11 protein-coding genes are annotated in these 12824 nt (G+C 66.3%); 7 read left to right on the top strand and 4 right to left on the bottom strand.

What is annotated here, in order from left to right; all coding sequences use genetic code 11:
- Positions 1-43 precede the first annotated feature (43 nt).
- A complete protein-coding gene (locus ACVWWQ_RS14475) occupies positions 44-841 on the bottom strand; it encodes a cytochrome c4 (RefSeq protein WP_133951714.1) in 798 nt (265 codons plus the stop codon).
- Positions 842-957: 116 nt separating this feature from the next.
- On the opposite strand from ACVWWQ_RS14475, the gene yihA reads away from it, so the two are divergent.
- Positions 958-1659 (top strand): ribosome biogenesis GTP-binding protein YihA/YsxC, encoded by a 702-nt coding sequence (gene yihA, locus ACVWWQ_RS14470; protein ID WP_133951711.1) that lies wholly within the window; start codon positions 958-960, stop codon positions 1657-1659.
- A 47-nt stretch (positions 1660-1706) separates the two neighbouring features.
- On the opposite strand, the gene ACVWWQ_RS14465 is transcribed toward yihA, so the two are convergent.
- On the bottom strand, positions 1707-2198 hold the full coding sequence (locus ACVWWQ_RS14465; protein ID WP_133951709.1) for a GAF domain-containing protein: 492 nt from the start codon (positions 2196-2198) through the stop codon (positions 1707-1709).
- Positions 2199-2257: 59 nt separating this feature from the next.
- Here ACVWWQ_RS14465 and ACVWWQ_RS14460 point away from each other — a divergent pair, with 59 nt between their 5' ends.
- From ACVWWQ_RS14460 to ACVWWQ_RS14435, 6 genes are all read left to right on the top strand, one after another.
- A complete protein-coding gene (locus ACVWWQ_RS14460) occupies positions 2258-2944 on the top strand; it encodes a TMEM175 family protein (protein ID WP_099654409.1) in 687 nt (228 codons plus the stop codon).
- 2 nt (positions 2945-2946) lie between these two features.
- The gene (bioD, locus tag ACVWWQ_RS14455) at positions 2947-3624 is read left to right on the top strand and encodes a dethiobiotin synthase (RefSeq protein WP_133952041.1); all 678 of its coding nucleotides are present in this window, start codon (positions 2947-2949) and stop codon (positions 3622-3624) included.
- Positions 3625-3676: 52 nt separating this feature from the next.
- Complete coding sequence (locus ACVWWQ_RS14450) at positions 3677-4024, top strand: hypothetical protein (RefSeq protein ID WP_133951707.1); 348 nt, start codon at positions 3677-3679, stop codon at positions 4022-4024.
- Positions 4025-4142: 118 nt separating this feature from the next.
- Positions 4143-6353, top strand: coding sequence for a peptidyl-dipeptidase Dcp (gene dcp / locus ACVWWQ_RS14445; RefSeq protein WP_133951705.1), 2211 nt, complete (start codon positions 4143-4145; stop codon positions 6351-6353).
- Positions 6354-6500: 147 nt separating this feature from the next.
- On the top strand, positions 6501-8330 hold the full coding sequence (locus ACVWWQ_RS14440; RefSeq protein ID WP_133951703.1) for a monovalent cation:proton antiporter-2 (CPA2) family protein: 1830 nt from the start codon (positions 6501-6503) through the stop codon (positions 8328-8330).
- A 429-nt stretch (positions 8331-8759) separates the two neighbouring features.
- On the top strand, positions 8760-8921 hold the full coding sequence (locus tag ACVWWQ_RS14435) for a hypothetical protein (RefSeq protein WP_457383444.1): 162 nt from the start codon (positions 8760-8762) through the stop codon (positions 8919-8921).
- 4 nt (positions 8922-8925) lie between these two features.
- Here ACVWWQ_RS14435 and ACVWWQ_RS14430 read toward each other — a convergent pair whose 3' ends face one another.
- A complete protein-coding gene (locus ACVWWQ_RS14430; RefSeq protein ID WP_133951699.1) occupies positions 8926-12360 on the bottom strand; it encodes an ankyrin repeat domain-containing protein in 3435 nt (1144 codons plus the stop codon).
- 82 nt (positions 12361-12442) lie between these two features.
- Positions 12443-12736 (bottom strand): YcgL domain-containing protein, encoded by a 294-nt coding sequence (locus tag ACVWWQ_RS14425; protein ID WP_099654402.1) that lies wholly within the window; start codon positions 12734-12736, stop codon positions 12443-12445.
- Positions 12737-12824: the final 88 nt, after the last annotated feature.

The raw sequence follows: 12824 nt of genomic DNA, 5'->3' as shown, positions 1-12824 counted from the left end.
CAAAAACCAGCGCGCCGACATTGGAAGGTCGGCGCGGGTTCGATCAGGGAGTGGCAGCCGGCTGGGGGTCGGCGCTGTGCAGGCCTTCGATGTAACTGGCCAGGGCGGCAATGTCGTCGGGGGTGAGCTGCTTGGCAATGGCCGGCATGATCTGCGCGTGCGCATCGTCGCCCCACGTGGTGCCGTCGTGCCACGACTTCAGCGTCGCTTCCACGTACTGCGCGTGCTGGCTGGTCAGCTGCGGGTACATCGCACCCGGATTGCCGCGGCCATCGGCGCTGTGGCAGGCCATGCAGGCCGGAATGCCGCGGGTGGAGTCACCCTGGCGGAACAGCGTCTGGCCATGTTCGACCAGAGCCTGGTCGGCCACGCCCGGCAGCGGCGTCTTGCTGGCGAAGTAGGCACCCACGTCGTGCATGTCCTGGGTGGACAGTGGCGCGGCCATGCCCATCATGATCGGGTTCTGGCGCTTGCCGGCCTTGAAGTTGGTCAGCTGGCGCACGATGTACTGCTCGCTCTGGCCGGCCAGCTTCGGGTATTGCGCGTCGGCCGAATTGCCGTCCATGCCGTGGCAGGCGCCGCACACGGCGGCCTTGGCCTGACCGGCGGTGGCGTCACCGGGCTTGACCGGGGCTTCGGCCGCAGTGACAGCCGGCGTGGCGGCGCTGGTGGCCGCGGCCGGCTGGGCCGCAGGAGCTGCGGCGGCGGTGCTGGCGGCAGCAGGTGCCGCAGTCTCCGGCTTGGCATCTTGAGCGATCGCCGCGCTGGCAGACAGCGCAAAAACGAAGGCCAGGGCTGACCCGAGAACAGCGGGCCGAAAACCAGCGGACCGAAAACTCATACACTTGACTCCCGAGAGACTTGCAAACACTGCCGGAGATTGTGGCCACAAGGCCCGCAACAGGCAGAAACCGAAGAATTATCCCTGTGCCACCCCAGCTTGGTCAAACCATTCCCATGTCGAATCCCCTTCAGGGCGCGCAATTCGTGCTTGCCGCTCATCGCATCAGCCAGCTTCCCGCCGACCAGGGCGCCGAGGTGGCCTTCGCCGGTCGCTCTAACGCGGGCAAATCCAGCGCACTCAATACGCTAACCAATCACAAGGGTCTGGCGCGTACGTCGAAGACGCCCGGACGCACCCAGCAGATGGTGGCCTTCAGCCTGCCGCCGCCGCGGGATGCGCCGGTGTCGCGAGCGCAGGACGCGCAGCAGCGCCCGCCAGCTGCGGCGAATGGCCCGTCCACGTCCGATCTGCGTCTGATCGACCTGCCCGGCTACGGCTACGCCAAGGTCCCGCTGGAAATGCGCGAACACTGGAAGCTGGAAATCGATGCCTACCTGCACCAGCGCCGCAGCCTGCGCGGGCTGGTGCTGATCGTGGACATCCGTCACCCGCTGAAGGAGTTCGACCGGCTGATGTTGCAGTTCTGTTTTGACACCCAGCTGCCCTGCCACGTGTTGCTGACCAAGGCGGACAAGATCTCGCGTGGACAGGCCGCGCAGAACCTGGCGGCGCTGCGCAAGCAGTTCGCTGCCGAAAACCTGTCCGCCACCGCGCAGATTTTCTCCTCATCCGCCGGCACCGGCGTGGATGAGGCGCGGCAGGCGGTGATGACCTTGCTGGCCCGGCCGCGCGACGGCGCCCATCAGGAGCGCTGAACCAGACCACGCCAGCGAACTGCTGCCAGCAAAAAACAGCTGGGCGCTCAGCCTTGCGCGGCGGCCATGAACACGGCGCACAGCGCTTCCATGCCGGCTCGGTCGTCCTCGTCGAAGCGATCGGTCACCGGGCTGTCGACATCCCACACGCCGAGCAGGCTGCCGTCGGACTTGACCAGCGGCACCACGATTTCCGATTGCGAGGCGGCATCGCAGGCAATGTGACCGGCGAACGCGTTGACGTCGCGCACCAGCTGGGTTTCCCGCGTCTGCGCGGCGGTACCGCAGACGCCGCGGCCCAGCGCAATGCGGATGCATGCCGGCTTGCCCTGGAACGGACCGACCACCAGCTCGGTGCCGTCGTACAGATAGAAACCGGCCCAGTTCACCTGCGCCAGGCTGTGATAGATCAAGGCGCCGAAATTTGCCGCATTCGCAATCAGATCGCGCTCGCCGGCAAGCAGGCCGCGCGCCTGCTGCACCAGGTCGGCATAGTGCTCGCGCTTGCTGGCATAGGTCTGGGCTTTGATCTCGAACATGCGATGCGTCCCTCGGCAAAGCCCGTATTATGCGCCGAGCGATCATCAGGGGATGCAGCATGAGCTTGACCGAGCAGCGCGAAGGCATCGAGGCGGGCCGACTGGACATGTTCGTGGATGGCGCGTTCGCGTTCACGCTCACCTTGCTGGTGATCGGCGGCGACGCGGTGCCGGACAGCACCGCCAAGCTGTTGCAGATACTTGGCGGCATCCCGGCCTTCGCGGCCTGCTTTCTGCAGATCATGATGTTCTGGCATGGCCACGTCCGCTGGCGGCGGCACTGCCTGACCAGTGACGGTACCGGGCGCTGGCTGTCGCTGCTGCTGGTATTCCTCGCGCTGATCTTCATCTACCCGTTGCACATGGTGTTCGCCAGCGTCTTCAACGGCATCAGTCCGCTGTTTCCCAGTGCGTTCCATGCCAACGGCCCGGTGGACATGCGCACGTTGTTCATCTGCTACGGGCTGTCGTTTGCCTGCATGGCGGGCACGCTCGTGCTGCTGTTCCGACATGCCGCACGACGGGCCATCAAGGATGGCGTCAGCCCGCTCGACATGCAGAAGGAAGTGGTCTTGTGGAGCGTGCCGACGGTGATCGGCCTGCTGTCCGTGACGATCTCGCTGCTGCTTCCCTTGTCGGCGGCAGGCTGGTGGTGGGGACTGCCGGGCTTCACATACTTCCTGATGGTGTTGATCGGGCCGATCATCGGGCGATTTCGTCGTCGTCACGGCATGGACATGGCATGAGAATGAAGGCGGTTTTCATCGCCGGCACCGATACCGGCATCGGCAAGACCCATGCGGCCTGCACCTTGATCCACGCCTTGCGTGCGGCGGGGCATGATGCCTGCGGCATGAAGCCGGTCGCCAGCGGTTGCCTGGAAACACCGCAAGGGCTGCGCAACGACGATGCGCTGGCGTTGCTGGCTGCGGGCGCGGACACGGCGCTTCCCTATTCACTGGTCAATCCAGTCGCGCTGCGCGATCCGTTGTCGCCGCACCTTGCGGCCGCCCACGATGGCGTCGAGATCTCCCTCGCGCCGTTGCGTGCGGCGTTCGAACAATTGGCCGTGCGGCATGCGACGGTCGTGGTGGAAGGCGTCGGTGGCTGGCTGGTGCCGCTGGCGCCGGACCTGTTCGCGTCCGACATTGCCCGGCGATGGCAGCTGCCGGTGATCCTGGTCGTGGGCCTGCGTCTGGGGTGTCTCAATCACGCACTGCTCAGTGCGCGGGCCATTGTGGCCGATGGCTGCACCTTGCTCGGCTGGATCGGCAACCGCGTGGATCCGGCCATGGAGGCGCCGGAAGAAAACCTGGCCACCTTGCGGGACTTGCTGCCGGCACCCTGTCTGGGTGTGCTGCCCCATGGCGTGGGAGCCCGGGAGGCGGCCGGCTTCCTGGGCGCGGCCGTGGCCGCGTTGGACTGAACTTCACACTCGTTGTGCTCGGATAGCGATCATCCCCAACGTCGGAGTAACCATGGCCCGCAATCACTACTATCTGTCGATCGCCGATATCGCCCGCGCCCGCGGCGACGATCCCCGCTTCTCGTGGGATGGCGCCGCTCCCGAGGGTTTCGCCAGCACCTTGCAGCAGGCGCTGCGCAGCGATGACCTGTTCCAGCGCTGGCGCGCCGCCCAACCCGATCCGGACGCGGTGGAAGAAAGCCTCGGCGCCACCGACCCCGCGGCGCAGGTGAACGCCAGGGTCGCTGATCTGCATGCCGAAGTTGACGTGATCACCGACCTGCCGATGAACGTGCTGCGCCATCGTCTGTATTTGCTGATCGGCGGGGCCTGGCAGTTGCGCGACCTGCGCAGCGCCTGATTCGCAGGATTCTGCGACTGTTGACGTCGACATTGTTTGGAAACTGACCGTTCTCTCGCTAGAGTCGGCGGTCAGACTTCCGCGCCCGATGCCGGGCGCACCACTCATGGGGAACCCGATGCTTCGTCTGCGCACGATTGTGATTGCCACCACGATGGCCCTGGCCGCCTGCTCGCAACAGCCGGAAGGCGCCGCCAACGCTCCCGCCCCGGCCGCTTCGGCCGCCAGCGCCAGCACCGCCAGCACCGCCAGCACGGCGCCCGCGGCGACCGATATCAGCAGCAACCCGTTCTACAACGTCAGCACGCTGCCATTCCATGCGCCGCCGTTTGACAAGATCCAAGACGCCGATTACCAGCCCGCGATCGAAGAGGGCATGAAGCAGCACCTGGCGGAAATCGAGAAGATCGCCAACAACCCGGATGCACCCACGTTCGAGAACACCTACGTGGCGATGGAAAAATCCGGCGCCATGCTGACCCGGGTGATGGCCGCGTTCAATGCGGTCACCGGCGCCAACACCGATGACGCGTTGCAAAAGGTGCAGGAAGAAGAAGCGCCGAAGCTCGCGGCGCATTCGGATGCGATCTATCTCGACAGCAAGCTGTTCCAGCGCGTGCAGACGGTGTACGACCAGCGCGACACGCTCAAGCTCGACCCCGAGTCGGCGCGCCTGGTGGATGTGGTCTACAAGAACTTCGTGCACGCCGGTGCCAAGCTGTCCGATGCGGACAAGGCGAAGCTGAAAGACCTCAACAAGGAAGAGTCCACGCTGAGCACCGCGTTCACCAACAAGCTGCTGGCGGCGACCAAGGATGCCGCGCCGGTGATTGCCGACAAGGCCAAGCTGGCCGGTCTGTCCGATGCGGAACTGGCCGCGGCCACCCAGGCCGGCAAGGACCGCAAGCAGGACGGCAAATACGTGTTGTCGCTGCAGAACACCACGCAGCAGCCGGAGCTGCAGGACCTGACCGACCGCGACACTCGCCAGGCGCTGTTCGAGGCGTCGTGGAATCGCGCCGAGAAGGGCGACGCGAACGACACCCGCAAGACCATCGAGCGGCTGGCGCAGATCCGTGCCGAACAGGCCAAGCTGCTCGGCTTCCCGAACTATGCGGCGTGGAAGCTCGATGACCAGATGGCCAAGACGCCGGAAACCGCGCTGAAGTTCATGCAGGATCTGGTCCCGGCCGTCACCGGTCGCGCCAAGGTCGAGGCCGCCGACATCCAGGCCGTGATCGACCAGCAGCACGGTGGCTTCAAGGTGCAGCCGTGGGACTGGAACTTCTACGCCGAGCAGGTGCGCAAGGCCAAGTACGACCTCGACGAAAGCCAGATCAAGCCGTATTTCGAACTGGACAACGTGCTGCAGAACGGCGTGTTCTACGCGGCCAACCAGCTGTACGGGCTGACCTTCAAGGAGCGCAAGGACATCCCGGTGTACCAGCCGGACGTGCGCGTGTTCGAGGTCTTCGACAAGGACGGCACCTCGATGGCGCTGTTCTACTGCGACTACTTCAAGCGCGACAACAAGAACGGTGGCGCCTGGATGAGCAACCTGGTCGACCAGTCCAAGCTGCTGGGCAACAAGCCGGTCATCTACAACGTCGGCAACTTCAGCAAGCCGGCCGCGGGCCAGCCTGCACTGCTGTCGTTTGATGACGTGATCACGATGTTCCACGAGTTCGGTCATGCGCTGCACGGCATGTTTGCCGACACGCAGTATCCGAGCCTGTCCGGCGCCAATACCGCACGCGACTTCGTCGAGTTCCCGTCGCAGTTCAACGAGCATTGGGCCACCGATCCGAAGGTGTTTGCCAACTACGCGAAGAACTACCAGACCGGTGCGCCGATGCCGAAAGCACTGGTCGACAAGATGACGAAGGCCGGCAAGTTCAACTCCGGCTACAACATGACCGAGCTGGTCTCCGCCGCGCTGCTGGACATGAACTGGCACATGCTCGGTGCCGATGCCCCGCTGCAGGACGCCGACAAGTTCGAGGCCGATGCGCTGAAGAAGGATGGCATCGATCTGAGCTACGTGCCGCCACGCTACCGTTCCAGCTACTTCCAGCACATCTGGGGCAACGGCTACGCCGCCGGTTACTACGCCTACCTGTGGACCGAAATGCTGGCCGATGACGCGTTCGTCGGTTTCAAGGACAAGGGCGGCCTGACCCGCGCGAACGGCGACCGCTTCCGCGCCATGGTGCTGTCGCGCGGCAACACCGAAGACCTCGCGAAAATGTACAAGGACTGGCGCGGCCAGGCTCCGAAGATCGAGCCGATGCTGGAGAATCGCGGTCTGAAAGACGCACCGAAGAAATAATCCGGCGATTGCCCGGTTTCCGGATCAGGCCCGCCTTGTGCGGGCCTGATTTTTTTTCGGCCACCGCATCACCGAATCAGAACCGGGAAGTCCTGCGCCGCCTTTCGCGTGGAATAATCGGGGCCAACCGAACGGAGCCGTTGACGCGTGGACAGCCATAACTTTCTGCAAACCGCGGTGGTGTTCCTGCTGGCCACGGTGATCGCCGTGCCGCTGACCAAGCGGTTCCGGCTGGGCGCGGTGCTGGGTTATCTGCTGGCTGGTGTGGTAATCGGGCCGCAGTTGCTGGGACTGGTCAGTGACACCGAGGGCGTGGCCACGGTGTCCGAGTTCGGCGTGGTGCTGATGCTGTTCGTGATCGGCCTGGAGTTGTCGCCGCAGCGTCTGTGGGTGATGCGGCGTTCGGTGTTCGGCACCGGCATGGCACAGGTGCTGGCCACCAGTATCGCGATTGCCGCGGCGGCGTATTACCTGTTCGGATTGTCCGGCAAGGGCGCGGTGATCGTGGGCGGCAGCCTGGCGCTGTCGTCCACCGCGTTCGGTCTGCAGATCCTGGCCGAGCGCAAGGAGGCGGGTTCGGCTTACGGACGCCAGGTGTTCTCGATCCTGCTGTTCCAGGATCTGGCGGCGATCCCGCTGATCGCCGCGGTGCCGCTGCTGGCATCGTCGAGCGCGCAGGATTTCCATCTGGTTGCGGTACTGCGCACGGTCGGCATGATTCTCGCGGTGGTGGTCGGTGGCCGCTATCTGCTGCGCCCGGTGTTCCGTTTCGTGGCCAGGGCCGATTCGGTCGAGGTGTTCACCGCCACGGCCTTGCTGGTGGTCACTGGTGTGGCCTGGTTGATGGAACTAGCCGGCGCATCCGTCACGCTCGGCGCGTTTCTGGCCGGCATGCTGCTGGCCGATTCGGAATACCGCCACGAGCTGGAATCGAACATCGAGCCGTTCAAGGGACTGTTGCTGGGCCTGTTCTTCATCAGCGTCGGCATGTCGATGGATGTGTCGCTGCTGCTGCACCGGCCGCTGGTGATTCTTGCGCTGGTGCTGGCATTGCTGCTGGTGAAGGGCCTGCTGTTGTGGCCGCTGGGGCGCCTGCTCGGCGGCTTGAATCGCTCTGACACGCTGCGTCTGGTGGTGCTGCTGGCTTGCGGCGGCGAGTTTGCCTTCGTGGTGCTGCGCCAGGCCGCCGAGCAACACCTGATCGCTGCGGCCCAGCGCGATGCGCTGGTGCTGGCAATCACCTTGTCGATGGGGCTCACGCCGCTGCTGGTCGTGCTTGCCGCACGCGCGCTGAACGTGAAGCCGAAGAAGCCCGCACGCGAGTTCGACACGATTGACGCGGCCACGCCGCGGGTGATCATTGCCGGGTTCGGCCGGGTCGGCCAGATCATTGCCCGACTGCTGCGCGCCCAGGGGATTCCCTTCGTGGCGCTGGAACATTCGGCCGAACAAGTGGACCTGTCGCGCCGTTTTGGCAGCATCGACCTGTTTTTCGGCGATCCGGCGCGGCCGGAATTGTTGCGTGCGGCACAGGCGGACAAGGCGGAAGTGTTTGTGCTGGCCACCGACGATCCGGAGGCGAACCTGCGCACCGCGCGTCTGGTGCGACGGCAATACCCGCACCTGAAGATCATCGCCCGCGCGCGCAACCGCCAGCATGTGTTCAGGCTGATGGATCTGGGCGTTGAAGAGCCGGTGCGCGAAACCTTCCACTCCAGCCTGAAAATGACTCGCAAGACGCTGGAGGCGCTGGGGCTGTCAGCGGAGATGGCGGTGGATCGCGTCGAGCGTTTCCGTCGCTACGACGAGGAGCTGTTGAAGAAGCAGGCGTTGGTTTACGACGACGAGACCAAGCTCATCCAGAGCAACCGCGATGCGCTGATCGATCTGCAGCGTCTGTTCGAGGCCGACGCCGAGCCGGCGGCCGAGCGCGAGCGGCAGCGCCCGATCGGTTCGGTGCCGGACGGGGATTTGTAAGCCTGCGGAGCGCGCCGATGCGCTGGTTTGGCGGAGCGCACGCGGCGTCGCTGATGCGCCGCTGGTGCCGCTGCAGCCAGCCAACAAGCGGACCATGCGCTGGAACGGTGTGCGCCGTGCTGATGATGACGACAAGTCCTGGCCGATCGATCGCTGGACCGCCGTCGCACGGACGATTGTTGCCGAACTGCCGCAGGCGCAAGTCGTTTTTTGCGGCTCGGCGGCCGAGGCGATCTACCTTGATGCCATCGTGGCCGCCGCAGCCACGGCGTCATCACGGATCACCGCGGCCGCAGTGCCGCTGGGTCGCCTGAAGGCTCTGCTGGCGACTGCGCACAGCCAGGGTGTCAGTGAATACCGGCCCCCGCGCATCTGGCTGCTTCGGTGGGTTGCCCGTTGGTGGTGTTGGTGGGGGCGCGGTCGTCACATTTGTGGAAACCGCGCAGCGCCAGTCGCAGTGCAGTGACCTTGCTTGGCGGCCTGCCCGAGGTGCAGCGGGTCGATCAATTGCCGTTCGGGCAGGTCATCGATGCCTGGCGCAGCCTGCCTTCGCGGGTGCGGCCGCCGCAGGCGTTCGACGTTTGCGTGTGATCACTCAGTCGGACGGCTGCGCCGGCTGACGCAAGGTCTGTCGCACGCTGGGAATCGCATTGCTGCGCGCGGCAAATTCATGGGCGATGTCGACGTAACCCAGTTGCCGCGCCACATCCGCCGCGCTGCGCCCGAACGCGTCGGCGGCGTTGCGATCGGCACCCCGCGACAGCAGCACCCGTGCGGGCGGCAGCAGAGCGTGCATGGCGCAGGCATGCAACGCCGTGACGCCACGCTGATCGGCGTGGCCGGCCTGGGCGCCGGCATCCAGCAACAGCGGTACCAGTGCCCCGATATGGGTGGCATCGCAGGGGCTGCCCGGTCGCAGGTGGGCGCCGAGCAACAGCAGCAACGGCGTCTTGCCTTCGTTGTCCGCATGGTTGATGTCGGCGCCGCGCTTCAACAGCGCGTCGAACAGGCGGCGCGTGCGCAGGCTGTCGTTGTGTTCGAAGCCGAATTGCGCCGCCGCATGCAGCGCGCCGCGGCCGGCGCTGTCGACCGCCTTGATGTCGGCGCCCGCATCCAGCAGCTGCTCGGCTATTTCGGGGTAACCCATTGCCGCCGCCGCCATCAGCGCGGTGGTGTCGTTCGGCAGGCGCTGGTCGATCGCGACGCCGTGTTGCAGCAGCAACGCCACCAGCGATTCGCGCCGGGCGGCGACGGCGGCAACCAGCGGCGTGACACCGCTGCGTGCGGCAAGGGCCGCGTCGGCGCCCGCCGCCAGCAGGCAGCTGGCGATCTCGCGGTGGCCGGCACCACAGGCATGCAGCAGCGCGGTGGCAGCTTGTTCGTCGCAGGTGTCCACCGCGAACCCCAGCTCGAGCAGTCGCTGCACGCTGGCCAGCGCGCCGGCCCTGGCTGCGGCGGGGAGATCGGTGGCACGCAGCGGGCGATGGGGCCGTGACCAGTCGCGCCAGTCCAGCCATCGCTCCACGGCCGGGTGTTCCAGCGCCAGGCCCAGCGGTGTTTCGCCATTTGCGTCGGTGGCTTCCGGATCGGCGCCGTGCGCAATCAGTGCGCGCACCAGCGGCAGTGCCTGCGCGCCATGTTCCAGTGCGGCGAACAGCGGCGTGTGGCCGTCGCGGTCGCGGGTGTTCGGATCGCAGCCGCGGTTGAGCAGCGCCTGCAGCAGATCCAGCTGGCCATTCACGGCGGCCAGTTGCAGCGGCGTGCGCGAGCGCGCGTCGGCACCGAACGGATCGGCGCCGGCTTCCAGCATCTTCAACGGAAGCGCGGCGGACTGCGCTGCGTCGTTCGTGTGGAGCAGCGTTTGGGCCAACAGCCGCGCTCCGGCGGGCGACGCGCCTGCCTGCAACAGGTCGTCGAGCGCCTCGGTGGAGTCCGGCAGTCGCGGCAGCAAGGCATCAAACAGGCGCTGGCCCAGCGGCGGGAGGCTCGGCTCGTCGCCGGTGTCGGCGTCGTCGGTGCGCGGTGCTTCCAGTCGCGCTTCAGCGCTCAGGCCGTGCTCAAGCAGCCAGCGGCGGGCCGCTGCCAGTCCGGGCGAGGCCAGCTCGAGATACATGCGCGCCAGATCGGCTTGCGGCCAGTCGCGCACGCGCGTGCTGAAACCGGAAACGACTGCCCAGTGGCCAAAGCGCAGGGCATCGATCAGGTGCCCCGGCGTATCCGCGCCTTCGGCAAGCACGTCCTGGCTGAGGCTGGTCGGCAGCGGCGTGTCCGGATCGAGCAGCGCCACCAGATCCCAGCGCCCGGCATCGGCGGCGTGGTCGAGCGCGCTGCGACCGTCGCCGCCGATCGCCTTCGGGTCGGCGCCCAGCGAAAGCAGTGCGCGAATCGTTTCGGCATCGGCGTGGGGTGACTGGCAGGCCAGGGTCAGTGCATCGCGACCGTGACTGTCGCGCAGTCCGGCATCGGCTTTCGCTTCGGCCAGCAGCTTCACGATGCCGCCCGCGCCGGCGCGGGCCGCTTCCATCAACGCGGTGCTGCCGCGCTGGTCGACCAGGTTCACGTCGGCGCCGGCCGCACAGAGCGCACGGGCCAGCTGTTCATGGCCTTCCGCGGCGGCGATCAGCAGAGCATGCCGATGGCGTGCGTCGAGTGCATTCACCGCGGCACGATGCTTGAGCAGCAGCTTCACGCCTTCGACGTCATCGTCGGCAATGCTGCTGGCGGCGACCAGCGCGGGTTCGCCATCGAGCGGGGCCGTCTTGGCACCGCGTTCGAGCAGGAATTTTGCCAACGGCCAGTTGGCCGCGCGGCAGGCAGTGGCCAACGGACTGATGCCGGCCTGGTTCAGGGCGTTGATCGGCGCCGATGCATCCAGCAGCATCGCGGCCACGCCGGCATCGGCACTCAGCACCGCACCATGCAAAGCGGTGTTGCCTTCCGCATCGGTGACCAGCGGGCTGGCGCCGTTGGCAAGCAGGGTGAGCACCGCTTCGGCGCGGCCGTGCCAGCTGTCACGGGTGGCAGCGAGCAACGGCGTAAGTCCGCCGCTGGCGCGGTTGACGTCGGCGCCCTTGGCGATCAAGGCGCGCAACAGGCGGGTATCGGGCAGCAGCGCAGCCAGCATCAGCACCGGTCGCTGGTCGCGATCAGTCGATGCCGGTGCGGTATCAGGATCGGCACCCACTTCCACCAGCGCCAATGCCCGCTCGATGTCGCCGTCACGGGTTGCGGCAAGCAGGGCGGCAGCCTGTTCCGGCGTGCCGGCGGTGCGCTCGGTTTCGGTGAGGGTCGGACGAGGTGCGGCGGGCGCCGTCGGGTCGCCACGCCGACGCGAATGCCGGCTTTCGCACAGCAGAGCGCGCAGCGTGCGGTTGGCAATCACCAGGCAGCCCGCCGGCAGCAGCACGATGCCGTACAACGCCAGTGCGGCGGTGCGCGGTTCGGCCGGCACCAGGCCATACAGTCCGGTCAACGCAATCGCGCCGAAGGAGAGTAGAAGCACGGAAAATGCGACCGGGAGAAAGTGACTGAAGAAGCGTTCTTCGCCCGACAGATGCCGACCGAACGCGAGACTGCGCAAGGTGGCGGTGAAGATCCACGATCCATCGCGCTGGCTCGGGTAGGCGTCATCCCACAGAAACACCAGACCGAACGCCGGCCACAACCGCCACAGTGCGACCAGCGCCAGCACCAGTGCCGCGGCCAGCATCAGCGCGGCGCTGAGGCTCGGCGTGTGGGTCAGTTGCATCATCGGCCAGGCGACCAGCACGAACACCAGCACGGTGTAGCCAGTGAACATCACCAGATGGGCGGCCCCGCGGCGCAGCACGGTGCGCATGAACTGCGGTTCGGGATCGAAGCCGATCGCGTGACATACCGCCGCCAGCGTCAGCGCATTGGCCGCCAGCAGGGGAATCAGGGTCAACGGATGGTTGACCAGTCCGGCAACGAACACCGCCAACAAACCGGGAAGAAACCAGGCCAGGGCTTGCAGGAAGGGTGGGCGGCGTCGCGATCTGGGCTGGGTCATGGGCAGAGTATAGAAATCGTTGGATGGGCAGACGGTAACCAAGTGTTAACGCCGACGGGGATCTTCGCCAGGCAACGGCGCGTCACTCGTCCCGGTCATCCTGCGGGGAGTGGGTGTAAGGCAGGTGGTTGGCCGCTGCCAGTGTTTCATTGGGCGGCAATTGCAGATGCCAGCCTTGTTCGCGCAGATGGGCGAGTACCTGCAGGTTGTCCTCGACCGGCAGCTTGCGCTGCTCGTCCAGCTGCACTTCCATCACGAAACGCAGTTCACCCAGCAGCAGTACCAGTGATTCGGGCAGCCTCTCGAACGCATCGCGCTCGGCCAGCCACAGGTAGCTGTCAGCCTTGCGCAGGCTGGCGTAGACGAAACATTGCATGGTGAGTGGATCCGAGAGGTGGGTGTGCGACAGGGAAGGGTAGCAGCCGCGCCGGTCGCAATGCTGAGTGTCGGCTGAGGCCTCCAAC

This window comes from Rhodanobacter sp. TND4EL1 (assembly GCF_054061035.1).
The sequence above is the reverse complement of the archived record's forward strand: the minus strand, read 5'-3'. Positions and strand labels throughout refer to the sequence as shown.

Coding starts and splice junctions, on each gene's coding strand:
- ACVWWQ_RS14465 (WP_133951709.1), bottom strand. CDS start 2,198: ATGTTCGAGATCAAAGCCCAGACCTATGCCAGCAAGCGCGAGCACTAT.
- ACVWWQ_RS14450 (WP_133951707.1), top strand. CDS start 3,677: ATGGCCCGCAATCACTACTATCTGTCGATCGCCGATATCGCCCGCGCC.
- ACVWWQ_RS14430 (WP_133951699.1), bottom strand. CDS start 12,360: ATGACCCAGCCCAGATCGCGACGCCGCCCACCCTTCCTGCAAGCCCTG.
- ACVWWQ_RS14475 (WP_133951714.1), bottom strand. CDS start 841: ATGAGTTTTCGGTCCGCTGGTTTTCGGCCCGCTGTTCTCGGGTCAGCC.
- bioD (WP_133952041.1), top strand. CDS start 2,947: ATGAAGGCGGTTTTCATCGCCGGCACCGATACCGGCATCGGCAAGACC.
- ACVWWQ_RS14425 (WP_099654402.1), bottom strand. CDS start 12,736: ATGCAATGTTTCGTCTACGCCAGCCTGCGCAAGGCTGACAGCTACCTG.
- ACVWWQ_RS14460 (WP_099654409.1), top strand. CDS start 2,258: ATGAGCTTGACCGAGCAGCGCGAAGGCATCGAGGCGGGCCGACTGGAC.
- dcp (WP_133951705.1), top strand. CDS start 4,143: ATGCTTCGTCTGCGCACGATTGTGATTGCCACCACGATGGCCCTGGCC.
- yihA (WP_133951711.1), top strand. CDS start 958: ATGTCGAATCCCCTTCAGGGCGCGCAATTCGTGCTTGCCGCTCATCGC.